General features: G+C 70.1%; 19 protein-coding genes. 12 read left to right on the top strand and 7 right to left on the bottom strand.

Annotated features, from left to right (window positions below):
- The first annotated feature begins 116 nt into the window (after nucleotides 1–116).
- Genes AB0M01_RS31510 through AB0M01_RS31500 form a run of 3 tightly spaced genes read left to right on the top strand, consistent with a single transcriptional unit; the run spans nucleotide 117 to nucleotide 4,211 of the window.
- Nucleotides 117–1,670 carry a GGDEF domain-containing protein gene (locus AB0M01_RS31510; protein ID WP_363675951.1) on the top strand — a complete coding sequence of 518 codons (1,554 nt, stop codon included), beginning with the start codon at nucleotides 117–119 and terminating at the stop codon, nucleotides 1,668–1,670.
- Between the two features lie 18 nt (nucleotides 1,671–1,688).
- A complete protein-coding gene (locus AB0M01_RS31505) occupies nucleotides 1,689–3,248 on the top strand; it encodes a GGDEF domain-containing protein (RefSeq protein WP_363675949.1) in 1,560 nt (519 codons plus the stop codon).
- Between the two features lie 54 nt (nucleotides 3,249–3,302).
- The gene (locus AB0M01_RS31500) at nucleotides 3,303–4,211 is read left to right on the top strand and encodes a hypothetical protein (RefSeq protein ID WP_363675947.1); all 909 of its coding nucleotides are present in this window, start codon (nucleotides 3,303–3,305) and stop codon (nucleotides 4,209–4,211) included.
- Here AB0M01_RS31500 and AB0M01_RS31495 read toward each other — a convergent pair.
- The 3 genes from AB0M01_RS31495 to AB0M01_RS31485 are packed head-to-tail and all read right to left on the bottom strand — an operon-like array spanning nucleotide 4,205 to nucleotide 7,223.
- Nucleotides 4,205–5,641, bottom strand: a complete 1,437-nt coding sequence (locus AB0M01_RS31495) for a class I SAM-dependent methyltransferase (RefSeq protein ID WP_363675945.1) — start codon at nucleotides 5,639–5,641, stop codon at nucleotides 4,205–4,207. The genes AB0M01_RS31500 and AB0M01_RS31495 overlap by 7 nt on opposite strands.
- Before the next feature lie 14 nt (nucleotides 5,642–5,655).
- A complete protein-coding gene (locus AB0M01_RS31490; protein ID WP_363675943.1) occupies nucleotides 5,656–6,438 on the bottom strand; it encodes a class I SAM-dependent methyltransferase in 783 nt (260 codons plus the stop codon).
- Complete coding sequence (locus tag AB0M01_RS31485; protein ID WP_363675941.1) at nucleotides 6,435–7,223, bottom strand: DUF2785 domain-containing protein; 789 nt, start codon at nucleotides 7,221–7,223, stop codon at nucleotides 6,435–6,437. The genes AB0M01_RS31490 and AB0M01_RS31485 overlap by 4 nt, the downstream gene beginning before the upstream one ends.
- Before the next feature lie 211 nt (nucleotides 7,224–7,434).
- Here AB0M01_RS31485 and AB0M01_RS31480 point away from each other — a divergent pair, with 211 nt between their 5' ends.
- Nucleotides 7,435–8,280, top strand: coding sequence for a hypothetical protein (locus AB0M01_RS31480; RefSeq protein ID WP_363675939.1), 846 nt, complete (start codon nucleotides 7,435–7,437; stop codon nucleotides 8,278–8,280).
- Between the two features lie 128 nt (nucleotides 8,281–8,408).
- On the opposite strand, the gene AB0M01_RS31475 is transcribed toward AB0M01_RS31480, so the two are convergent.
- The 4 genes from AB0M01_RS31475 to AB0M01_RS31460 form a co-directional block, all read right to left on the bottom strand.
- A complete protein-coding gene (locus AB0M01_RS31475) occupies nucleotides 8,409–9,161 on the bottom strand; it encodes a hypothetical protein (RefSeq protein ID WP_363675937.1) in 753 nt (250 codons plus the stop codon).
- 2 nt (nucleotides 9,162–9,163) lie between these two features.
- On the bottom strand, nucleotides 9,164–10,144 hold the full coding sequence (locus AB0M01_RS31470; protein ID WP_363675935.1) for an ABC transporter ATP-binding protein: 981 nt from the start codon (nucleotides 10,142–10,144) through the stop codon (nucleotides 9,164–9,166).
- A gap of 400 nt (nucleotides 10,145–10,544) precedes the next feature.
- Nucleotides 10,545–12,851: a sodium-translocating pyrophosphatase gene (locus tag AB0M01_RS31465; protein ID WP_363675933.1), complete on the bottom strand. Its 2,307-nt coding sequence runs from the start codon at nucleotides 12,849–12,851 to the stop codon at nucleotides 10,545–10,547.
- A 165-nt stretch (nucleotides 12,852–13,016) separates the two neighbouring features.
- Complete coding sequence (locus tag AB0M01_RS31460) at nucleotides 13,017–13,346, bottom strand: anti-sigma factor antagonist (protein ID WP_184806773.1); 330 nt, start codon at nucleotides 13,344–13,346, stop codon at nucleotides 13,017–13,019.
- A gap of 171 nt (nucleotides 13,347–13,517) precedes the next feature.
- Between AB0M01_RS31460 and AB0M01_RS31455 the strand changes: the two genes are divergently transcribed.
- The 8 genes from AB0M01_RS31455 (at nucleotide 13,518) to AB0M01_RS31420 (ending at nucleotide 23,531) form a co-directional block, all read left to right on the top strand.
- Nucleotides 13,518–15,824 (top strand): DEAD/DEAH box helicase, encoded by a 2,307-nt coding sequence (locus tag AB0M01_RS31455; RefSeq protein WP_363675931.1) that lies wholly within the window; start codon nucleotides 13,518–13,520, stop codon nucleotides 15,822–15,824.
- 40 nt (nucleotides 15,825–15,864) lie between these two features.
- On the top strand, nucleotides 15,865–16,275 hold the full coding sequence (locus tag AB0M01_RS31450) for a hypothetical protein (protein WP_363675929.1): 411 nt from the start codon (nucleotides 15,865–15,867) through the stop codon (nucleotides 16,273–16,275).
- A gap of 373 nt (nucleotides 16,276–16,648) precedes the next feature.
- Nucleotides 16,649–17,416, top strand: coding sequence for a ricin-type beta-trefoil lectin domain protein (locus AB0M01_RS31445; RefSeq protein WP_363675927.1), 768 nt, complete (start codon nucleotides 16,649–16,651; stop codon nucleotides 17,414–17,416).
- A 549-nt stretch (nucleotides 17,417–17,965) separates the two neighbouring features.
- Nucleotides 17,966–19,393, top strand: a complete 1,428-nt coding sequence (locus AB0M01_RS31440; protein ID WP_363675925.1) for an extracellular solute-binding protein — start codon at nucleotides 17,966–17,968, stop codon at nucleotides 19,391–19,393.
- The gene (locus AB0M01_RS31435; protein ID WP_363675923.1) at nucleotides 19,393–20,316 is read left to right on the top strand and encodes a sugar ABC transporter permease; all 924 of its coding nucleotides are present in this window, start codon (nucleotides 19,393–19,395) and stop codon (nucleotides 20,314–20,316) included. Before AB0M01_RS31440 ends, AB0M01_RS31435 begins: the two co-directional genes overlap by 1 nt.
- 28 nt (nucleotides 20,317–20,344) lie before the next feature.
- Nucleotides 20,345–21,166 (top strand): carbohydrate ABC transporter permease, encoded by an 822-nt coding sequence (locus AB0M01_RS31430; protein WP_363675921.1) that lies wholly within the window; start codon nucleotides 20,345–20,347, stop codon nucleotides 21,164–21,166.
- Nucleotides 21,166–22,281, top strand: coding sequence for an ABC transporter ATP-binding protein (locus tag AB0M01_RS31425; RefSeq protein WP_363675920.1), 1,116 nt, complete (start codon nucleotides 21,166–21,168; stop codon nucleotides 22,279–22,281). Before AB0M01_RS31430 ends, AB0M01_RS31425 begins: the two co-directional genes overlap by 1 nt.
- Complete coding sequence (locus AB0M01_RS31420; RefSeq protein WP_363675918.1) at nucleotides 22,281–23,531, top strand: CehA/McbA family metallohydrolase; 1,251 nt, start codon at nucleotides 22,281–22,283, stop codon at nucleotides 23,529–23,531. Before AB0M01_RS31425 ends, AB0M01_RS31420 begins: the two co-directional genes overlap by 1 nt.
- Nucleotides 23,532–24,230: the final 699 nt, after the last annotated feature.

Genomic DNA, 24,230 nt, shown 5'->3' with positions numbered 1-24,230 from the left:
TCAGGTGCGGGTAATCGGCTGACCTCGTGACAGCGCGCTGACTCGGGACCACAATGGGCGGTCCGGCTCGACCCTGCGAGCTGGTCCAGACCAGGAGGGCCTGCAGCACCATGGGGATGGACGGGGGTCCACACACAGCCCGGATCGCGGCGGCGATGACGCTGGCGCAGTCCGGCGGCCACCACGCCGCGGCCGTCGAGATCGAGGCGATCCGGGCCGGTCTCGGCCCGGAGCCCAGCTACGCGCTGGCCGCCGCGGAGTACGTCCGCGGCGTCACCGCCCACCACGCCAGCGACGCCGACGAGGCGCTGGCCGCGGTCGAGGCCTGCCTGCAGGTCGCCCGCGCGATCGACGAGCCCGGCTGGGAGGCAAACGCCTTCCCGATCAGGATCATCAACCTGGCCCGCAGCGGCCGCGGCGGCGACACCGTCGCCGACCTGGTCGCGGCCGAAGCAGCACTCAGCCGTACGACGGACGCCGGGCTCGCCGCGTGGGCGCACACCGGCCTCGGGTACGCCTACGACGTGCTGCGGCTGTTCGAGCTGTGCATCCCGCACTTCGAGGCCGCGACGCAGACCGACGCCGACGTGTTCGAGCTGGCCGAGTCCGAGGCGATCGACCGGCTGAACCTCGCCGAGACCTACCTGCGCTGGGCGCACGAGCTGGAGCGGCTCGGCGATCCGTCGTACCAGCAGGAGATCCAGGAGCGGCTGGCCTCGGCGGCCTACTGGGCAAGGGATGCAGAGCGCGTCATCGTCGACGACGAGAACCAGGAGTACTGGCGGCTCAGCGCCCGGCTCTGGCTGGCGGCTGCGGTGACAGCGGACGACCCGGCGGCGGCTGCGGTGGAGCTGGCCGACTGCCGCGACCAGATTTGCAAGCTGGGCGAGACAGAGCGGCTGGCGATCGCCGGGGCCTACCTGGCAAGGGCTTTCGAGCTTGCGGGCGAGCTGGAGAAGGCGCAGGCGGCTGCTGCTCGTGCTGTCGACGACCTGATCCCGCTGGCCGACCCGGCGACCCAGATGCTCGTGCTGCAGACCAGATCGGAGCTGGCGGCGGTCGCTGGTGACCCGGGAGCCCTTGCAGGGTTGGATTACGCGCACTCGGTCGCCCGGGCCTGGTGGAAGGAACGGCGCCGCGCGCTGAACGCCGTACGGTATGCACTCGACGCGCACGACCTGTCCGCGCGGCACGACGCCGAGTGGCACGCGGCCCGGCAGGACCCGCTGACCGGGATCGGCAACCGCCGGGCGATGGACGAGCGACTCACCGCGGCCCGCGACTCGCAACGCGCGGTCACCCTGCTGGCCATCGACGTGGACCGGCTGAAGATCGTCAACGACACCTTCGGGCACGCCTGCGGGGACGAATTGCTGCAGGTTGTGGCAAACCTGCTGGTAGAACAGGCCCGGTCGACCGACGCCGTGATTCGATCGGGCGGCGACGAGTTCTTCGTGGTGCTCGACCAGCCGGACGCGAAGGGCGGCTACCAGCTGGCCGAACGGATCCGGGCGGCGGTGGCCGGCATCGTGGCCGGGACCGGCAAGCCCTGGCTGGCCGAGCTCGGCCTGAGTATCGGGTACGCGGCGACCGCCGAGGGAGTACCCGTGGACCGGCTGGTCCCGCTGGCCGACAGCCGGCTGTACGAGGACAAACGCCGTAACCGGTAGCTGAGAGTGGAGGGGTGGGTGCGGGAGACGTCGGGGGTGACGGCCCGGATCGCAGCGGCGATGGCGCGGGCCCAGTCGGGCAGCCCGGCCGAGGCGATGCAGGACATCCGCCGGCTGCTGACCGAGCTCGGACCGGAGCCGACGCCGGAGCGGGCCGCCGCGGAGTACGTCCGCGCGGTCGCCGCGCACCACGGCACCGACGCCGAGGAGGCGCTGGACGCGGTCGACGGCTGCATCCGGATCGCCCGCACCATCGACGAACCCGGCTGGGAGGCGAACGCGCTGGCGCTGCGGATCGTCACGCTGATCCGGACCGGCGAGGGCGGGGACTCGGTCACCGACCTGGTCGCGGCCGAGAACGCCCTGTCTCGCACCCACGACGCCGGACTCGCCAGCTGGGCGCACACCGGCCTCGGCTACGCCTACGACCTGCTCCGCCTGTTCGAGCTGTGCATCCCGCACTTCGAGGAGGCCGCGGCGACCATGAGCGACCCGCTCGGGCTGCCGGAGGCCCCGGTGATCGACCGGCTCAACCTGGCCGAGTCGAACCTGCGCTGGGCCCACGAGATGGAGCGACTCGGCGACCCGTCGTACGACGAGCAGATCGCGCTGCGGCACTCCGAGGCACGGCGCTGGGCCGCCGACGCGAACCAGGCGATCGTCAGCGCCGACCTGCTCGGCTACTGGCCGATGGCCGGGCGGATGTGGCTGGCCGCGAGCAGCTGGGACGCCGAGCCAGCCGAGGCCGCGGTGATCCTCAAGGACTGCCGCGACCAGCTCGCCAAGCTCGGCGACCTGGAGCTGACCGCGATCGCGGGCGCCTACCTGGCCAAGACGTACGCCGCGCTCGGCCGGCTCGACGACGCGATCGAGGCGGCCGCACAGGCCGGCGTGGACCTGCCGCCGACGTCGGACCCGCCGGTCGAGGCGCTGGTCCGGCACACCGCCGTACAGATCGTGGCGGACTCCGGTGACTCCGGTGCGGCCGCTGGTCTGCAGTACGCGCGGGCGATCACCAGAGGCTGGTGGGCCGAACGCCTCCGCGGCCTGTACGCCGTACGAAGTGCTCTGGCGACGCACGAGCTGTCGATCCGGCACGACGCCGAGTGGCGCGCGGCCCGCGAGGATCCCCTGACCGGCGTGGGAAACCGGCGCGCGCTCGACGAGCGGATGAGCGCCGCGCTCGACTCCGGCCGCTCGATCGCCGTGATCGCGATCGACGTCGACAACCTCAAGGTGGTCAACGACAGCCACGGCCACGCCTCCGGCGACGAGGTCCTGCGCCGCGTCGCCCAGCTGCTCACCGAGCAGTCCCGCGCCGAGGACGTGGTGGTCCGGGCCGGCGGCGACGAGTTCGTCGTCGTGCTCGACAACCCCGACGAACGCGGCGCCCGCGAGCTGGTCGAACGCATCCGCACCGCCGCCGAACGGATCGCCGCGGGCGCCGCCGAGCCGTGGTTCGCGATGCTCCGGCTCAGCATCGGCCAGGCCTCCAGCACCGACGGCGTCGCGATCACCGACCTGCTCCCCGAGGCCGACCGCCGGATGTACGCCGAGAAGCGCAACCGCCGCCGCTGACCGTTAGCTGTCAGGCCCCACCGGCTCGCGTGCGCGAGACCTAGCGTGGTGGACATGCCGCTGCCCGCCCGCCTCGCCGCCGACGTGCTCGAGGAGTTCCGGCTGGTCGCGTACTTGCTGCACCGCCACCCCCAGTCGCCCGACTACGTCCGGTGGCTCGCTGACCGCGTCTGCTCGAACGTGTCCGGCTTGTACGAGTGGGCGGAGGTGAAGGACGCGCTGGACGAGGTCGTCCCGCTGACGGCGGCCGTGCAGGCGTTCCTCGACCGCGGGCTGCTGCCGTCCCAGATCTCGACCGCCGCCGAGGCGTTCGCCGAGGCGGCCGCCCGGATCGAGCGCATCGAGTCGTCGGGCCGCACCGAGTTCGCCCAGGGCCGGCAGGCCGGACTGAAGGCAGCGGCGATCCGGGTCCGGGACTGGCACCAGGACGACCTCCGCCGGGACCCGTTCTCGACCGTGGGCCCGCTGCTCGACAAGCCCGCCGTCCCGCGCACCCCGGTGACCGCGACCTGGACCAAGGCGGCACGCCACGCGATCCGTACCGACCGCGACCCGGTCGAGAGGATCCGGCGGATCCTGTCCACGACGCTGGATCACGGTGGCTCCGCGGACAGAGGCCTCGCCCGCCGGATCGCGTGGCGGCTACCGACCGGCCCCCAGATGGTCGCCGACCGCGACGCACTGCGCCGGCAGCTGCTGCGGCTGCGGAAGCTCGAGCAGACGATCCGGCTGGACTGGGACCCGACGCCCGAGCGGCTGCGGACCCGGGCCGAGGTCGCTGCCGGGCTGCACCAACTGGCCACTTCGCTGGCGCCGACCGGAGCGCACGGCAGCAGCTACGGAATGGGGTTCGCCGCCGGCTTCGGCCGGGCGCAGGCGGTGGTGCTGGAGGTGGCGGACGAGGTCCGTGGCGTCTGGCTGCCGGGACTGACTGCGAAGGACGTGGCCTTCCCCGGTCAGTAGTCCAGAAACCCTTCCACCACGAGGTTTCTGATCTGCGGCAGGTAGTCGGCGTGCAGGTCGTCGCGGTCGAGGATGGTGGCCAGCGCGTCGAGGATCTGGCCGGTGGACAGGTCACCGTCGCAGGCGCCGACGAAGCCGGCCAGGACGGTGTCGGCCTGCTCCGCGCGGCGCATCCCGCGCTGGCGGCGCAGGACGATCGTGGCCGGGTCGTCGGCACCGGGTGGTCCGGCGGTCTCCTGGACGACGTCGTCGGCGACCTTCAGGTGCAGGCCGGTCAGGTCGGCGGGCAGCCCCTCCTGGCGCTCGAAGCGGTGCAGGACGTGCGGGCCGATCGGCTGCTCGATCTCGTACGGCCAGGGCTCGGCGTCCGTCGTACCGGGGACGTTGTGCAGGTTGATCCAGCCCATGCCGATCGCCTCGACCTGCTGGTCGTCCAGCCAGGCCAGCCACTCGTCGTACCGCTGCGTGTACTCCGGCCGGCCGTGCAGGCCCGCGTCGCGCAGCCACAGCTCGACGTACTCGGCCGGGTCGAGCTGCTCGCGCTGCACGGCCCAGCTGGACCGGTCGCCGGTCCAGCTCGCGATGCGGTCCTGCCAGTCCTGGCCGCGGACACAGGTCCAGTTGGCCAGCAGCTGGCACCAGCCGCCGTCGGTGAGATGCTGCGGCGCCTGCCGGACCAGCTGCTCCACGACAGCGTCACCAGCAAACCCGGTCTCCCGATAGGTCAGCTTGCCGTCGCTCGGCGGTGCGATCACGTACGGCGGGTTGCTGACGATCAGGTCGAACCGCTGACCCGCCACCGGCTCGTACAGCGACCCGTCCCGCACGTCCAGCTCGACCCGGTTGAGCGCAGCCGTCCAGCGGGTCAGCTGCAACGCCCGTGGGTTCACGTCGGTCGCGACGATGTGGTTCGCCCGGTCGGACAGGTGCAGTGCCTGGATGCCGCAGCCGGTGCCCAGGTCGAGCGCGCTCTCCACCTTCAGCGGCACGGTGAGCTTCACCAGGCTGAGGCTGGCCGGGGCGATGCCCAGCACGTAGTCGGACCGCATCGGCGCTCGCCGGCCGTCCAGCCCGGGGGTCGGGTCGGCGACGACCCACCAGGCGCGGTCGTCCTCGGCGTACGGACGGATGTCGATCGCGGCGAGCACGTCCTCGCCCTGCGCGATCACGATGCCCAGGGCAAGCAGTTCGGCCAGGATCGCCTTGTCCAGCAGGGCTCCTGGCACCGGGCGCTGCAGCAGGAACAGCCGGATCAGCGTGTCGAGCGCGTCGCCGCCACTGGTCTGCCGGAACGCCAGGGTGGTCTCGTTGCGGGCCAGCGCCTGGTTGGCCCGGGCACCGAGCCGCTCCGCGACTCCCTCGACGGTGTAGTCCGCCGCCTCGAACAGTCCACGCAGCCGGTCCACCAGACCACTCGACAGGTCACTCATGGTCCCATCCTCGCTCAAGCGGCGCGGGCGGTGCTGAACAGGAGGGTGCCCGACTCGACGAAGTCCTCCGGTTCCAGCTCGGCCAGAGCGCGCTCGGCCGCCGCCACACACGCCGTACGGCGCTCGGCCGGCAGCAGGTCGAGCCGCCTTGCCATCGACCCGATCACCAGCGAGTGGGCCAGGAACTGCTCGGCGGTGACCTCGCGGCGGAAGCGCTCGACGGTGACGTCGACCTCGGCGAACCGGGAGGCGGTCAGCGCCTTCGCCAGCTGCTCCGGGTCCGATGTCACGCCGTTCGACGGCAGCTGCGGCGACGGGTCCTCCGGAGCGTCGTGCTGGTTGATGACTCGCACCCACACGTCGTACGCCGGGTGCGGGTCGCGCGCGGACCAGGTGACCGCGCCGAACGAGCCGCTGGTCGCCAGCGCTCGCCGTACGGCGCCTAACGCGAGCGGCAGGTCAGGCAGGTGGAACAGCACGAACGGCATCACCACCGCGTCCAGCGAGCCGTCAGCGAACGGCAGCGCCTGGACGTCGGCCACCACGCGCCCGTAGCGGGCCGGGGCGCGCCGGATCATCGCCTCGGTGACGTCTGCGCCCAGCACCTGCGCCTGCGGCGCCAGCGTGGCCAGGTGGTCGAGCAGGCGGCCCGGACCGCAGCCCAGCTCGGCCACACGGCGCGCACTGGTCAGCGGCAGCCTGTCGGCCAGCTCCCGGGCGTGGACGGCGAGCACGTCGGCCCAGCGGCCGTCGTACGCCTCCGCGATCCGGGCGTAGTTGCTCTGGACCGCGGTCACAGGAAGTACGGCGTCGCCGTGCGGAGGACCTCGGCGAGCTTGGCGCGGACCAGCTCGCGGTGCGGGACCTGGTGCACCGTGTCGCCGATCCGTACACCCTGGTCGACCAGGACGTACAGGGCCCGCAGCGTGCGCATCGTGTTGGTGATCTCCGGGCGGACGCCGTCCGGCGGCGGGTTGCCCAACGCGCGGGCCGCCGGGTCGAGCCAGGCCGTCACGTCCGTCTCGACCAGGTCGGGGCGGGTCAGCGTGGCGGCGAGGGCGTAGCCGAGGCGGTCGTCCTCCAGGTCGCGCAGCACGAAGTCGGTCGGCGTCAGCAGCCGCCCGATCCCGAGCCGGAGCATCTCCACCGGCTCGACCGCCGGGACCCGCCCGAGCGTGCCGAGCAGGTCGGCGCCGTGCGCGATGGCGTGCAGCCAGCCGAGCTTCGCGTCGTACCCGCGCAGGTCCTCCTCCGCGACGTACCAGCGCTCGAACGGCGGCACCCAGCTCGGCTCGAACACCCCGACCGACACGATCGAGTCCAGGATCAGCGGCGCGAACGTGCGCGCCTGGATCTCCGGGTCGCCGAACCGCCCGGCCATCTCGTCACCGAGCTCCCGGAGCAGCTCCGGCGCCAGCACGCCCTTCCCGATCCAGGTCGCCAGCACCGAGTACGCCTGGCCGTCCCGGACGGTCGCGTCCGGTGAGCGCAGCATCCCGGACAGCTCCGCGACCAGCTTGTCCACCGGCCGGTCGGCCGGCACCTCGAAACCCTCAGCACGCACCCGCGCCCAGTCGGTCATGACGCAGAACCTAACGGCTCAGCAACCGCGCCGCCACCCGCGCCATCCGGACCCCGGACTGTCTCGATCGCAAGGCCGCCGGCGTTGCCGTCGGATCGCGAACACGTTGCGTCGATCTCGGTCTCTGCAGCTAGCTGCAGAGACCCTGGCGGCCGCCCGGGGGCAGCTGCCTACCGTCCAAAGACCAGTCAACGAGACGAAGGAGCAGCTCATGAGGATCATTGCCCGGACGACACTCGTCGCCGTTCTCGCCGCCGCGGTGGCGCTGTCGGCCACGCAGGCGTCCGCCGTACCGGCCAGTGACACCGGCGCGGTCGTGGAACGCGCACTGGCCGCCCGCGGACCTGATCAGGCCGGCCCGGCGAGACCCGCGGTCGACGCGCGGTCCGACGCCAAGAGCGTGACCGTCTCCGGCGACGGCGTCAGCCACACCGTCACCGCGGTCGACCGGCGTAACTCGGAGGTACGCCGGCTGGCCGACGGCGGCCAGGTCATCACCGTCCTGCGGCACGGCACCACCGCCCGGTACGACGTCACGCCGCAACCCGGCTGGACCCTCCAGCCCTCCGGCGCCGGCTTCCTGATCACCCACCCCGGCACCGACGAGACCGGCGTCATCGAGGCCCCCTGGGCGATCGATGCCAACGGCAAGCAGATCCGGACCTGGTACACCGCCGAGGGCAACCAGCTGGTCCAGCACGTCGACGCCACCGGCGCCCGCTACCCGCTGACGCTGGACCCGAAGCTCACCTACGGCCGCGGCGTCTACCTGAACATGTGGGGGCACGAGGTCCAGGCCGCGCTGGCCGCGCTGATCGCGATGGGCGGCGGCGCGGCCTACATCACCTGCCAAGGCCTGAGCAAGCTGCCGGGCGGCGTGAAGAAGGTGCTCGACGTCGTCTGCAAGGTCTCCGGCGCGGCCGCGGCGGTGACGATCCGGAACATCCTGCAGACCCTGAAGAGCCTGAAGGACATCAAGGCCTGGGACTGCTACCAGAAGCGGATCGTCCCCAACCAAGGCAGCTGGAAGATCGTCAACGGCAAGAACTGCAGCTGACGCACGAAGCGGCCCGTGGGACGTCCGCCGAAACGGAAACCCCACGGGCCGCGGCGGCCAGGACCCCTCAGCCCGGCCGGGTGTCCGACCACCGGGTCCCCTGATCCGGTGGTCGTCTGTGTTCCCCCTCAGGCGTCGCGTTTCTTCGTCACGACCAGACCGATCAGCAGCAGGCCGAAGGTCCAGGCGGCGAAGACCAGCAGGGCCGCCCACGGGCCGTGCCCGACGTCGTACCCCTGACCGCCCGGCAGACCGGCAGCGTTGAACCAGTCACCGTTGCTCAGCGGCAGCCAGTTCTTGATGTCGTCGCCGACCCGCGGGATCACCGTGATCAGGATCCGCTCGACCAGCAGCGCCCAGATCAGCACGATTGCGATCGCCCCGGCGCTCTGCCGGATCAGGATGCCGACCGCCAGCGCGAAGATCGCGGTCAGCGCGGAGTTCAGGCCGATCCCGAGCACCGCACGAAGATCGGCACCGGAGTTCAGCGCGAGATCGGCGTCCGAGGCCAGAACGTTGCTCAGGCCCCACGAGGCGAACGCCAGCACCAGGCCGACCAGTCCGCCGGCGATCGCCACTACGACAGTCTTGGCGAGCAGCGCCTTGACCCGGTTGGGCGCCGCCAGGAAGGTGGTCTTGATCGTGTTGAACCGGTACTCGGTGGTGGCCGCCAGCGCTGCCATCACCATGATGATCATCTGGCCCCACAGGTAGCCCACCTGCGTGGACGCGGTGTCGATCGGCGCCCCCATCTCCTCGGCCGGGATCAGGCCGACGAACAGCGCGGTGAACCCGACGCTCATCAGGACGGCCAGCCCCATGCACCACCAGGGGGACCGGGTGGAGAAGAACTTGATGCGTTCCATCGCCACTAGAGACATGGTCACTTCTCCTGTTCGGCCGCGACGACGGTCTCGACCATCGGCACCGGAGGTGCCTGGTCGTCGCCGTGCGCGTGGTACTGGACCGAGTCGCCGGTCATCTGCATGAACGCCTGCTCGAGCGAGCCGCGCTGCAGGGTGAGCTCGTGCAGGACGATGCCCTGGGCCGCGGCGGTCTCACCGATCTGGTCGGTGGTTACCTGCCCGTCGATGAACAGGACCTTGCCCTCGTCCTCGACATCCTCGATCCGGGTCGCCAGGTTGCCCTGCGCCAGGACGGTCTGCAGCTGGTCGAGCTGAGGGCTGCGCACCTTGATGCTGTTGCCGGTGGCCTGGTCGACGAAGTCCTTCGTGCTGGACTGCGAGATCAGCCGCCCGCGGCCGATCACCAGCAGTTCCTCGGCGGTCAGCGCCATCTCCGAGAGCAGGTGGCTGGAGACGAAGACCGTCCGGCCCTCGTCCGCGAGCCGGTGCATGAACTTCCGGATCCAGACGATGCCCTCAGGGTCCAGACCGTTGACCGGCTCGTCGAAGAGCAGGATCTCCGGGTCGCCGAGCAGCGCGCCGGCGATGCCGAGGCGCTGGGACATGCCGAGCGAGTACGCGCCGGCCCGCTTGCCGGCCACCTCGGTCAGCCCGACGATGTCCAGGACCTCCTCGACCCGCTGCTTCGGCAGCTTGTTCGAGGCAGCCATCCAGCTGAGGTGCGCCCGCGCCGAGCGGTTCGGGTGCACCCACTTGGCGTCCAGCAGCGCGCCGACCTTGCGCAGCGGCTGCTTGAGGTCGACGTAGTGCTGGCCGTCGATCCGGACGTCGCCGGAGGTCGGGGTGTCGAGGCCGAGGATCATCCGCATGGTGGTGGACTTGCCGGCGCCGTTCGGGCCGAGGAAGCCGGTCACCGTGCCGGGTTTCACCTCGAAGGACAGGTTGTCAACGGCAACGGTCTCGCCGTATCGCTTGGTGAGGCTCTGTGCCTCGATCATCGCCGTACTCCTCGTTCGGTAGCGCGCCGGATGTCAGGGCGGGCGGTCGTCTCCAGTATCGAGTGGCGACCCCCTGGTCGCATCGGACCCGGGACGGATCCGGTGTGTCCACCTGGGGATGGAGTCTTCCGTTCCCACCCACCGGGCGGCCATCGGGCAAGTCCCTGACCGTCCCCCTGAGCATCCCGTACGACGGGGTCGCGGGGCATCAGCCGAAAGTCGACGCGCCGGAGACGAAAGACCGGCAGTCACTGCCAGTTGACGGCGCATCCCGTCTAGCGATGCCCTTTCGGGCAAGGCGCCGGGCTGCCGCGGGCAGCTCCGGCCGGGCGGCGCCGGCTCCCCACACGCACAACAGCCCGCCGGGAGACCCGGCGGGCTGTTGTTTGTCGCAGGTGGATCAGGCGGCGACGTTCGCCTCGGCCGGGGTGTCGGAGATGACCGACTCCCGGCGCTTGGAGACGATCACCGCGACCGCGATCACGACGAGCGCCACGACGGCGATCACGACGCGCAGCACGGTGTTGGTGTCCTCGCCGATGCTGGACAGCCCGACGACGGCCGGGGCGATCAGCACCGAGACCAGGTTCATCACCTTGATCAGCGGGTTGATGGCCGGGCCGGCGGTGTCCTTGAACGGGTCGCCCACGGTGTCACCGATGATGGTGGCCTCGTGCGCCGGCGAACCCTTGCCGCCGTGGTTGCCGTCCTCGACCAGCTTCTTCGCGTTGTCCCAGGCGCCACCGGAGTTGGCCAGGAACACCGCCATCAGCGTGCCGGCCGCGATCGCACCGGCCAGGTAGCCGGCCAGCGCCGAGGCGCCGAGACCGAAGCCGACCGCGATCGGCGCGGCGATCGCCAGCAGACCCGGGGTGGCCAGCTCACGCAGCGAGTCCCGGGTGCAGATGTCGACGACCTTGCCGTACTCCGGCTTGCCGGTGCCCTCCATGATCCCGGGGATGTCGCGGAACTGGCGACGGACCTCGTAGACGACCGCACCGGCGGCGCGGCCGACGGCGTTGATCGCCAGCCCGGAGAACATGAACACGACCGCGGCACCGATGATCAGGCCGACCAGGGTGGACGGGTCGAAGACCAGCGCGTCGGCGTTGAACGCGGCGTCGCCGGCGTCGTTCAGGACCGAGTAGATCGAGTCCGTGTACGAACCGAACAGCGCGGTCGCGGCCAGGACGGCGGTGGCGATCGCGATGCCCTTGGTGATCGCCTTGGTGGTGTTGCCGACGGCGTCCAGCTCGGTCAGGATCTGGGCCGCCTCGCCGTCCACGTCACCGGACATCTCGGCGATGCCCTGGGCGTTGTCCGAGACCGGGCCGAAGGTGTCCATCGCGACGATGACGCCGACGGTGGTGAGCAGACCACAACCGGCCAGCGCGATCGCGAACAGCGCGACGACGCCGCCGCCACCGACCAGGAACGCGCCGTACACGGCGGCGGCGATCACCAGCGCGGTGTAGACCGCCGACTCGAAGCCGACCGAGATGCCGGACAGGATCACCGTGGCGGCACCGGTCAGCGACGTCTTGCCGACGTCCTTGACCGGCTTGTCCTCGGTACCGGTGTAGTAGCCGGTGATGGCCAGGATGATCGCGGCCAGCACGATGCCGATGATCACCGAGACGGTGGCGATGACCCGCGGGTCGCCGTCGTTGGCGGCGATCGCCTCGGTGGCGCCGGTCAGGTCGCCGAACGAGCCCGGCAGGTAGACGAACGCGGCGATCGCACAGAGCACCGCGGAGACCAGGGCCGAGATGTAGAAGGCCCGGTTGATCGTGCGCAGACCGTTCTCACCGGTCCGCGGCCGGGTCAGGAAGACACCCAGGACGGCGGTGACGGCACCGATGGCCGGCACGATCAGCGGGAAGATCAGGCCCTGCTCGCCGAAGGCGGCCTTGCCCAGGATCAGCGACGCGACCAGCATCACGGCGTACGACTCGAACAGGTCCGCGGCCATGCCGGCGCAGTCACCGACGTTGTCGCCCACGTTGTCGGCGATGGTCGCCGCGTTGCGGGGGTCGTCCTCGGGGATGTTCTGCTCGACCTTGCCGACCAGGTCGGCGCCGACGTCGGCGGCCTTGGTGAAGATACCGCCGCCGACCCGCATGAACATGGCGAGCATGGCGGCACCGAAGCCGAAGCCCTCGAGCACGGTCGGGGCGTCACCCTTGAAGACCAGGACGACGACGGCCGCGCCGAGCAGGCCGAGGCCCACCGTCGCCATGCCGACCGTGCCACCGGTCCGGAAGGCGACCCGCATCGCGGGCTCGCGGCCCTCGTCGCGGGCGGCCGCGGCGACCCGGACGTTGGCGCGCGTGGCCAGCCACATGCCCAGGTAACCGATGGTGGCCGAGAAGCCCGCACCGACCAGGAAGAAGATGGAGCGCCACACCTTCAGCCAGGTCTCGTTGTCACCGTCGCTGTGCGCCGGCAGCAGGAACAGCAGCAGGAAGGCCGCCAGGGCGAACCCGCCGAGCGTCTTGAACTGGCGGTTCAGATAGGCTTGGGCTCCTTCCTGGACCGCCTGGGCGATCGTCTTCATGTTCTCGGTGCCGTCGTTCGCGGCAAGCACCTGGCTGCGGAACACCATCGCGATGATGACCGCAAGAACTGCGATCACTCCGACGACGACCACCAACATGGTGTTGCTCGACGACAGATCCACCGCTTGTACAGCAAGCTGCGCGGACATCCGTCCTCCTTGTAGGCAACCCCTCTGGGCAACCGAAGGGGTCGGGAAATACGAAAAAGACGCCAACTCTCCTGGCGCGGTGGGTCACTCTAACGGGTCAGGTACCAGACCTGACGGCGGGGTGGTCTGGCTCACACCACCGACCGTAGTGACAGGGACACCTTTTCAGATCGCCGATGCGACGTCCGGGTGGATCTCGAAGACCTTGGTCAGGCCGGTGATCCGGAAGATCTTCAGCAGCCGTTCCTGCGTGCAGACCAGCGACAGCGACCCGTCGTGGGTGCGCACCCGTTTGAGTCCTCCGACCAGGACCCCGAGTCCGGTGGAGTCCAGGAACTCCACCCGTTCGAGGTCGACGACGAGGTCGTACTGCCCCGCGTCGACCAGCGAGACGATCGTCTCGCGCAGCTTCGGCGCGGTGTAGACGTCGATCTCCCCACCCACCTCGACGACGGTGCGCCCGCCCTCCGGACGCGTCGTCAGCGACAGATCCACTTCGGCCTCCGATCCCGTGAACCGTTGCATTCAACCATGTACGGACCGTGAAGAGGACCGCCTTGTAAAACTCTTTCATCCCGGTACCGGCCACGTCGACCTACCTGGGCGAAATGCTGCGTGCAGGTGCAATTGCATCCGCCTGTGCAGCGCGAGCTAGTGTCTTGCTTCATGGGTGAGGCGGCACAACTACTGCGCACCCTCACGTCTGGTCCAGACCGCTCCGAGCGGTTGACCCATGTCGAAGAGGTTGCGGCCCGCGCGGGCCGGACGGCCGAGTGGCCGCGATGGGTCCCGCCGGAGGTGCTCGCGCAGCTGGCCGATGCCGGCGTCACCAGTCCGTGGATCCACCAGGTCGCAACAGCCGAAGCGGCGTACAGCGGCAAGCACGTGGTCGTTGCCACCGGTACGGCGTCCGGCAAGTCGCTCGGGTACCTGCTGCCGTCGCTGGCGACGCTGAGCATCGCGCACGCCGCGTCACCGCACCGGCGGGCCGCGTCGGTGCTCTACCTGTCGCCGACGAAGGCGCTGGCCCACGACCAGTTGCGCGCGCTGTCGCAGTACAAGGTGGACGGGCTGCGCGCGACGACACTGGACGGCGACTCCGAGCGGACCGAACGCGACTGGGCGCGCGACCACGCGACGTACGTGCTGAGCAACCCGGACATGCTGCACCGGTCGGTGCTGCCGAATCACCAGCGCTGGGCCAGGTTCCTGGGCTGCCTGCAGTACGTCGTGGTCGACGAGTGTCATCACTACCGCGGCGTCTTCGGCGCGCACGTTGCCGGCGTACTGCGACGGTTGCGGCGGATCTGTGCGCAGTACGGCGCGCACCCGATCTTCATCTGCGCTTCGGCCACTGTTGCCGAGCCGGCGGTGTCCGGCGAGCGGCTGACCGGGCTGCCGATGGTCGAGGTGACCAACGACGGCTCACCGCGCGGCGGGATCTCCTTCGGCTTGTGGGAGCCGCCACTGACCTCGCTGCGTGGCGAGAACGGCGCACCGGTACGACGATCCGCTCCGGCCGAGGTGGCGGAGCTGCTGACCGACCTGGTCGTGTCGGGCGTTCGCACTGTCGCCTTCGTTCGTTCGCGGCGTGGAGCTGAACAGGTTGCGATGACTGCTCGCGACAACCTGGCCGAGGTGGACCCGGCGCTGGCCGAGCAGGTGTCGGCGTACCGGGCGGGGTACTTGCCGGAGGAGCGTCGGCGGCTGGAGAGCATGCTGCAGAGCGGCGAGCTCACCGGCGTCGCAGCAACGAACGCACTCGAGCTGGGGATCGACATCGCCGGGCTGGACGCCGTACTGCTGTCTGGTTGGCCGGGGACTCGCGCCTCGCTCTGGCAACAAGCAGGTCGGGCCGGTCGGGCCGGCGGTGATGCACTGGCGTTGCTGGTCGCTCGGGACGACCCACTGGATACCTATCTGGTCCGGCACCCGCAGGCGATCTTCGGGCGACCGGTCGAGGCGACTGTGTTCAACCCGGAGAACCCGTACGTGCTCGGCCCGCAGCTGTGTGCCGCTGCGCAGGAGCTGCCGCTGACCGAGGCGGACTACGAGGTGTTCGGCGCCACCACCCCGTCAGTGATCGCTCAGCTCGTCCGGCAGGGCCTGCTGCGCGAGCGGCCGCACGGCTGGTTCTGGACCCGGCGGGACCGCGCTGTCGACGCCATCGACATCCGGTCGGCCGGTGGCAAGACGGTGCAGATCGTCGAGGACCAGACCGGCCGCCTGCTCGGTACGGTCGACGGCGGTTCGGCCCACGCCTCGGTGCACGAGGGCGCGGTCTACGTGCACGCCGGTGAGTCGTACCTGGTCCAGACGCTCGACCTGGAGAACCACGCCGCGATCGTCGAGCAGGCGTCACCGGACTACACGACGTTCGCGCGGGACGTCACCGAGATCAGCATCCTGGCGACGGAGTCGACCGAGCAGTGGGGGCAGGCCGAGCTGTCCCGCGGCTGGGTGCAGGTGACGAACCAGGTGGTGTCGTTCCAGCGCAAGCAGCTGGTCACCGGCGACGTGCTGGACGAGCAGCCGCTGGACCTGCCCGAGCGGACGCTGCGGACCAAGGCGGTCTGGTGGACGATGCCGGACACCGCCGTCGCCGCCCTCGGGCTGGACGACGTACCGGGGGCGGCGCACGCGGCCGAGCACGCCTCGATCGGACTGCTCCCGCTGTTCGCGACCTGCGACCGCTGGGACATCGGCGGGGTGTCGACCGAGCGGCACGCGGACACCGGGCAGCTGACCGTCTTCGTGTACGACGGCCACCCGGGCGGCGCCGGGTTCGCCGAGCACGGGTACGCCGCCGCCCGCGAGTGGTTGACCGCGACACGGGAGGCGATTGCACACTGTGAGTGCACGGACGGGTGCCCGTCGTGCGTACAGTCGCCCAAATGTGGGAACGGGAACAACCCACTCGACAAGGGCGGCGCCGTGGCGCTGCTCACCGCATTACTCGGTAGTGAGGCCTGAAGGCTCCAGCAGGTGGCTGCTGGGAGAGAGGCAGCGAACCATGGCCGTACTCGGAATCGTCCTGATCGTGCTCGCCGTCCTGCTCGGACTGGGCGTGGCGGTGTCCTCCGGTGCCTCGACCACGATGGAGGTGTTCGGCGTCGACTTCGGAGTCATGGTGACGACCGTGTTCTTCCTCGGGGCCGCCGCCGGGGCGGTACTGATCCTCGGGCTGTGGCTGACGAAGAAGGGACTCGGGCGCGGGTACCGCCGGCACAAGGAGGTCCGGGAGCTGCGGCAGCAGGTCGCGACGGCTCCTGACAGCGCAACGACCGTCGGGGAGCCTGCCGCCGCTCCGGTCGACGCCGACTCCGACGTCGACACCGAGCCGGTCGGGAAGCACGCGGCCGACGTACCGGTGGACGAGCCGCACACTGTTGCCGAGGGCCCCGAAACCCGGCAGCCGCGGTGAACGATCCTCAGCACTGAAGCGGTTTGTCTCGATCCGGACCCGGCGGCCTCACGGCCGCCGCACGGTCCGGGCGCAACCAGGTTTCGGTGCCCTATGCAACGACCTCGATCTGGCAGCTAGTTGCCATTGGCATCAAATAACGCCGGTTGTCCGTAACCACGATCCAGCGGTCTGTGCCTTACTGGTCGTGGCGTCAACGTCGCGTTGAGTCACCGTCGGCCTTCCGGGCCACACCGCCTCCTCACGGGGGACAGACCCGCCGCACCACCCCACGCGCAAGGGGTGCTGCCGCGGTTCCCGGAGCCGGCCCGCTCCGCGCCTCGGGGTCCCGACGACCTGACGCCGCGAGATGGCACGACCTCTGGAGGTTGTCTTGATCGTCCGTAGCATTCTCAGTCGCACCGGCGTGGCCGTCCTGGCCGTCAGCGTCGCGCTGGCCACCGCCGTACCGGCCCGGGCCGCGGCCCCGGAACCGGCCACCGCCGCCCCGGGCATCGTCGAGGTCGGCGCGGTGAAGCAGATCACCAGCAGCGCCGACACCCGGTACTGCCTGACCTTCGTCGCCGCCGAGAAGATCCCGATGGCGGTGATGATGGCCTGCGCCCCGGGCAAGGAGGGCAAGACCCAGGAGTGGGTCTACACCGGTAAGGGCCAGCTGCAGGTCGCGATGAGCAAGAGCGTCGGTGGCGCCCTGGCCAAGAGCGGCGCCTGCCTGGACACGGGGGCCGACCTGGTCACCGTCCCGAAGAACGCACCGGTGCTGGTGCTGCCCTGCCGTGACGGCGACGGGCAGAAGTGGAACTACGACGAGACCAGCGGGTCGTTCGTCAACGCGGCGAGCGGACTGGCACTGAGCTCGCTGATGGGTCAGGGCAAGGAGAAGCAGGCCCAGCCGACCGGTACGTCGGCCTCGGTGGGCGCTGCGAACCAGGGCTGGAAGGCCCTGCCGCTGCCCGGTCTCGACATCCTGGGTGCGGTCCTGGCACTCGTGAACGCGCTGCTGGCGTCCCTGGGCCTGGCCCTGCCGCTGCCGATCGCGAACGCCGCGTCCAGCCTGCTCGAACTGGTCCGGGGCAAGACCCCGGTACCGGCCGAGATGTCGGTGATGCCGAAGCAGATGATGCAGCTGGCCCAGAAGTAACCGGCTCCCTGGCCTCCGCGAGGAGGCCAGGGAGTTTTCTTCGGCCACCACGAGGAGGGCGGCCCCGACGATGTCGGGGCCGCCCTTTCCTTTCGGCTCGAGATGTTTGGCCTGGAGAATCGCGGTGGCGGTGCCGGAGGTTTCCGCTGCTTGCGCGTCAGCGGAGGTTTCCGTCACCGCCGGCGCGTCACCACCAGCAGTCGTGCCAGTGGTGCCAGTGGTGCCAGTGGTGACCCCCGAGAAGGTCGTACAGCAGTCCGCTGAGCATGTCCTTCACCTCCGTTTCCAGTGATCCGAACGCTGAAGACGCTACCTCCCGCCATCACGGTCTGTATCTAGCCAGCTACCCTTTGAGATCGAACCGCGAGCGAGCTTTAACTCTTCCGCAATGCGTCCCGGTGCTACCGGATTTGACGAGATCGGTCTTGACCTGGGATAGCCACCCGAAGTAGCCGAAGGCAACCAGGTAAAAGTCTTCACAAAGTCATCTGCGGGTGTAAAGGTGTTCCGGCGTACCTGCTCCGCAAGCCCCTGCAAGGAGTCCTCCTGATGCGACCCATCGCGCGCCTGATCCCACCGACCGCCCTCGGCGCGGCCGCTCTGCTGCTGCTCACCGGCTGTCTGGGGTCGTCGGACTCCGGCAGCGGCGACCAGGACACCAACCGCAACGCCGACGCCAAGAAGGTCGAGCTGGTGATCGGCGCCAACTCGGTCAAGGGCGGCAAGAACAGCGCCGGCGCCACCTTCACCTCCGACGTGCTGATCCCGAAGTTCGTCGAGGCGCAGAAGGCCAAGGGCGTCGACGTCACGGTCCGGTTCGAGGGCGACGGTTCCGACGACGAGGTCTACAAGCAGAAGCTCGCGCTCAGCCTGTCCAACAAGGCCGGGCCGGACCTGATGAACATGGACGGCATCTGGGTCGGCGAGTTCGCCCAGGCCGGGTACGTGAAGCCGCTCACCGACACCGTCGGTGACGCCGCGAAGGTCGACGGCTGGGACGGCTGGGGGCAGATCCCGGAGTCGGTGCAGCAGCTCGGCAGCTTCGAGGGCAAGCGGTACGGCGTACCGGCGGGGACCGACGGGCGGGTGCTCTACTTCAACAAGAAGCTGTTCGCCCAGGCCGGGCTGCCGGCCGACTGGCAGCCGAAGTCGTGGGACGAGATCACCGCCGCCGGCCAGAAGCTGAAGGCGCTGCCCGGTGTCACGCCGATCCAGATCAACGGCGGCACCGCGATGGGCGAGGCCACCTCGATGCAGGGCGTGCTGCCGCTGCTGGTCGGGACCGGCGCGTCGATCAACACCGACGGCAAGTGGCTGGGCAACACCTCTGCCGTGCGTGACGTGCTCGGCTTCTACCAGAAGATCTACACCGGCGGCCTGGGTGACCCGGTGCTGCAGCGCGAGGCCAAGGGCCGCGACAAGTCGTTCGCCGAGTTCGCCGCGAACAAGATCGGCATCCTGCTCGAGGGCGACTACTTCTGGCGCAGCGTCGTCGAGCCGAAGGAGGGCGTCGCCAAGATGGCCGACCGCGACACCGCCGTCGGCTACGCGCTGATCCCGGCGTCGAAGCCGGGCGCCGGCGTCAAGGGCCAGGACTTCGTCTCGATGTCCGGTGGTGGCGTGGTCGCGATCAACCCGAACACCAAGTTCCCCCAGCAGGCCTGGGAGCTGCTGCAGTTCATGAACTCGGCCGAGATGGTCGAGGCCGGCCTGAACGGCGCCGCGAAGATCACCCAGCGCACCGACGTCAACGCCAAGGTGCTGGCCGGTGACCCGATGCTGAACTTCGTCGCCACCAAGGTGCTGCCGCTCACGCAGTACCGGCCGGGCCTGGCCGAGTACCCGAAGATCTCCGCCGCGCTCCAGCAGGCGACGGCCGACGTGATCGGCGGCAAGTCCCCCGACGCCGCGGCCAAGGCGTACCAGACCGCAGTGGAGTCCGCCGCCGGCGGCAAGGACAAGGTCACCAGCAACTGATGGCAGCCACCACCGAACCCGCGCCGGGTCGTCCGGCGCGGGTCCGCGGGCCGGCTCAGGACGTCGCCGGGCTGGGGATCGGGCGGGCTCTCGGGTTCGTCGCACCGGCCTTGCTCCTCATCGGCGCCTTCCTGGTCTTTCCCGCGGTCTGGACGATCTACATCGGCATCACCAACTACCGGCTGACCGGTGTCGAGGCCGTCTCGCCGTCCATCGTCGGGCTGGAGAACTACACCAAGGCCCTGAACGACGCCCTGTTCCACAACGCGCTCTGGCTGACGCTGCTGTTCGTGCTCGGCTCGGCGATCATCGGCCAGAACGTGCTCGGCTTCGCGCTGGCCTGGACGATGCGGAAGGCGCGGCCGGCGGTACGGCGTACGGTCGAGGGCCTGGTCCTGCTGGCCTGGATCCTCCCGTCGACCGTCGTCGCCTACCTGTGGATCGCGTTCTTCGACCGCGACACCGGCACCCTGAACAGCATCCTCGGCGAGCAGGGCACCGCATGGCTGATCGAGTACCCGATGGTCTGCCTGGTCCTCTTCAACACCTGGCGCGGCACCGCGTTCTCGATGATGCTCTACTCCTCGGCGCTCCAGGCCGTCCCGCCGTCGCAGCTCGAATCCGCCCGCATGGTCGGGGCATCGGGTTGGCAGACCCTGCGCGACGTCGTGTTCCCGCACATCCGCGGCCACGTGCTGACCAACACGCTGCTGATCTCGCTGTGGACCGCGAACGACTTCTCGCCGTTCCTGCTCACCAAGGGCGGCCCGAACCACGAGTCCGAGACGGTCCCGGTCTACATCTACAACGTCGCGCTGCAGGGCGGTGAGCTCGGCTACTCGTCGGCGATCTCGTTCCTGCTGCTGATCGCGAACCTGCTGGTCGCGCTGCTCTACCTGCGACTGCTGAGGAGGCGCTCGTGAACCCCGCCGACGCGCTGAGGAGGCGCTCGTGAACCCGGCGTACGTCGTACGGCGGATCGGCTTCTACGTGCTGATCTGCGCGATCACGCTCTTCTTCGCGGTCCCGATGCTCTGGATCGCGTCGGCGCCGTTCGACGCCTCCCCCGGGCTCGGCGTCCGGTGGCCCGACTGGACGCTCGACAACGTCCGCAAGACCCTCGACCACCCGTACGCGCTGCACTCGATGGTGAACTCGCTGCTGATCTGCGTCACCACCGCGGTCGCGGTCACCGCCTTCGCGGCGCTGGCGTCGTACGCGCTGTCCCGGGTCCGCATCCCCGGCCGGGACGCCCTGCTGTACGGGCTGCTGCTGCTCTCGTCGGTCGTCACCGGCACCGCCGCGATGGTGCCGATCTTCGTGATGATGTTCCAGCTCAGGCTGATCGACTCCCGGTTCGGCGTCGCGCTGGTGATGACCGGCGGGTTGTTGCCGGCGGCAATCTTCATCCTGAAGGACTTCGTCGACGCCGTCCCGAAGTCGTACGAGGAGTCCGCCCGCGTCTTCGGCGCCTCGACCTCGCAGATCCTGCGCGACGTCGTACTGCCGGTGGCCCGGCCGGGCCTGGCGACGATCCTGGTCTGGGCGTTCGTGAACTCGTGGGGCAACTTCCTGGTGCCCTTCCTGCTGATCCGGTCGATCGACAAGCAGCCCGGCGCGGTGCTGCTGCAGACCTTCACCGACGAGGGCGGCAGCGCCAACCTCTCGGTGATCCCGGTCTTCTCGCTGCTGTTCTCGATCCCGGTCGTCGTGCTGTACCTGTTGGTGAACTCGAGGTACGGGTTCCGCTTCCACGGAGGAATCAAGAGCTGATGGCTGGCATCGACATCGAAGGCCTGGCGACCGTCTACCCGAACGGCGTCCGCGCCGTCGACGGACTGGACCTGAGCGTGGCCGACGGCGAGTTCTTCGCGCTGCTCGGCCCGTCCGGCTGCGGCAAGACGACGCTGCTGCGCACGATCGCCGGCCTGGAGAACGCCTCCGAGGGCACCGTCCGCATCGACGGCACGGACGTGACCCGGGTCGAGCCCGGCAAGCGCGGCGTCGCGATGGTCTTCCAGGACTACGCGCTGTTCCCGCACATGACGGTCTCGGAGAACATCACCTACCCGCTGAAGGTCCGCCGGGTCGCCGCGTCGACCCGCTCGACGGTCGCCGAGAAGACCGCCGGCGAGCTCTCGCTGCAGGGCTTGCTCGAACGGCGCCCCGGGCAACTGTCCGGCGGCCAGCAGCAGCGCGTCGCGCTGGCCCGCGCGATCGCCTCGGAGGGCAAGGTCCTCCTCCTCGACGAGCCGCTCTCGAACCTGGACGCGCGGCTGCGCCTGGAGGCTCGGACGTTCCTGAAGAAGCTCCAGCGCGACCTCGGCATCACCACGGTCTTCGTCACCCACGACCAGGCCGAAGCGCTCGCTCTGGCGGACAAGATCGCCGTCATGCAGACCGGCAAGCTGGTCCAGCTCGGCTCCCCGCGCGAGGTCTTCGCCCGCCCCGCCAACACCTTCGTCGCCAACTTCATCGGCTCCACCCCGATGAACCTGCTGGAGGGCGTCGTCGGCCCCGCCGACGACGGGTCCCACGGCGTCGTCGAAATCGCCGGCGGCCGCTTGCCGGTGGCAACCGGCTCGGTCCCCGCCGGCGCGAAGGTCACCGTCGGCGTCCGCCCGGAGTACCTGACTCTGTCTGTTGAACCGGCCGCCGGCCCATCGATCCCCGGCACGGTGGTCGTCGCCGAAAACCTGGGCACCTCGTCCCTGGTCTCCGTCGACTGCGCCGGCACCCTGATCGGCGTCACCGTCCCCGAGGAAGACGAACCGGCCCCCGGCACCCCGGTCGCCCTGACGGCTCCCGCCCAACGAGTCCTCCTGTACGACCGCGACACCGGCGAACTCCTCGCCCGCCAGCCCACACCGACCACCCAGAACATCTGATGGCTCTCACCTCCTTCAAGCGCACCTGGACGCTCGACGACCGCGCCGAGTCCGTCTGGCACTCCCTCCCCGTCGACATCCCCCCAGGCTGCGAGGGCCTGCTCGTCACCCTCACCGCCCCGGCCCTCGACAGCGTCGTCATCGACATCGGCTGCGAGGGCGCGGCCGGCTGGCGCGGCTGGTCCGGCGGCGCCCGCAACACCTTCGCAATCACCCCCGACGCCGCCACCCCCGGCTACGTCCCCGGCGAGCTCGAACCAGGCACCTGGTGGATCATCCTCGGCCTCCACCGCCTCCCGGTCGAAGGCGCCGAGCTCCTCGTCGAAGCAGTCACCGGCAAGGTCTCCACCATCCCTGGCCTCGCCGAGTACGCCGCCGCAACCGAAGCGGTCGTCGTACCGGCTCGTCCTCCGCGCCGAATCCTCCCCGCCTCCGACGGCCTGAAGTGGATCGCCGGCGACTTCCACGCCCACTCCCTGCACTCCGACGGCTCCACCCCGATCGCCAACCTCGCCGCCCTCGGCGTCGCCGCCGGCCTCGACGTCCTGGCCTGCACCGACCACAACACCGAGGCCCACCACCCCGAGCTCCCCGGCCTGAGCGACCGCTTCGGCATCGGCCTCATCCCCGGCCAGGAAGTCACCACCGAGTCCGGCCACGCCAACGCCTTCGGCCAGATCGGCGTCATCGACTTCCGCCGCTCCGCCCACGAGTGGATCCCCGAGGTAGCCACCCGAGGCGGCCTCCTCTCCATCAACCACCCCCTGAGCGGCGACTGCTCCTGGCGCCAACCCCTGTACGGCGTACACCCACCCCTGGCCGAAATCTGGCACTCCTCCTGGCTCGACCGCCGCTGGGGCGGCCCCATCGCCTGGTGGGAATCCTGGAGCCTCACCACAACCCCCATTGGCGGCAGCGACTGGCACAACCCGTCCTCCCTCTCCCTCCCCGGCACCCCCACCACCTGGCTGGCAGTAGACGCCACCGCCGAAACCCCCAACGAACTAGCCGAAGCCGCCCTAGAAGCCCTCTCCGCCGGCCGAACCTCAATCTCCGCCGACTACAACGCCCCCGTAGTCCTCCGCAACACCAACGAATTCGTAATCCTCAACGCCCCCAACACAGTCCTCATCTCCCCCGACGGCACCCGCCAAGCCGTCCGCACCGCCACCGAAACCCTCCCCGCCCTACACCCCGGCGGCCACGTCCTCGCCACCCACACCGGCGAATTCGTCTCGGTCACCCACTAGCCGGCGCATCCACCGCGCCCACTCGCGTCATCCACCAAACACCACGTAGCTTCACCACCCACACACCACTCCGCCAACCCGCCCCCGCACCACCGCGAGAGTCCCTCCGTCCGCTGGCATCACCGCGCGAGCGCCCCACTCTTCCTCTCTCCCGGCCGCCGCCACCTCAACCACCACCAACCGCCCCGGCCGCATCGTCACCAACCTCCACCCTCGCCGCCGCTGGCAACGCCCCTCGCCCACCAGCCCGCGTGTCCACCGCGCCCACGCACGTCATCCCCCAAGCGTCACGCAGCCTCACCACCCACCCGCCACCACCACCCAGGCTCACCACCCGCCTCGGCACCACTCCAACAACTTTCCACCGCACCCCGCCCTTTCCCGGCCGCAGCGACCTGACCACAGGCAACCCCACCGCCCGCATCACCACCAGCTCCAGCCAACGCCGATCAACCGACCGCTGGCAGCACCTCACGCGACCATCGGTCCGCGGCCTGTCCGTCCCACCTGAGTCGCCCGCCGTACAGAGCGGCTTCTATCAACCCCGTCCAGGACCCCTCATCTGCCTGCTGCAGAAGCGGTTGTGACGTCAGGTGCGAACCCGTCTCGAGCTGACCGCGGGGTGGGTGGATCGCGATCTGGTCGCAATCTGGTAGAGATACCGCGTTGATGTGGACGCCGTCCCGCGGGCGGCTCCAT

It is taken from the genome of Kribbella sp. NPDC051770 (assembly GCF_040681455.1).
Classification (GTDB): domain Bacteria; phylum Actinomycetota; class Actinomycetes; order Propionibacteriales; family Kribbellaceae; genus Kribbella.
Note: the sequence above shows the minus strand (reverse complement) of the source record. Positions and strands in the feature narration are given on the sequence as shown.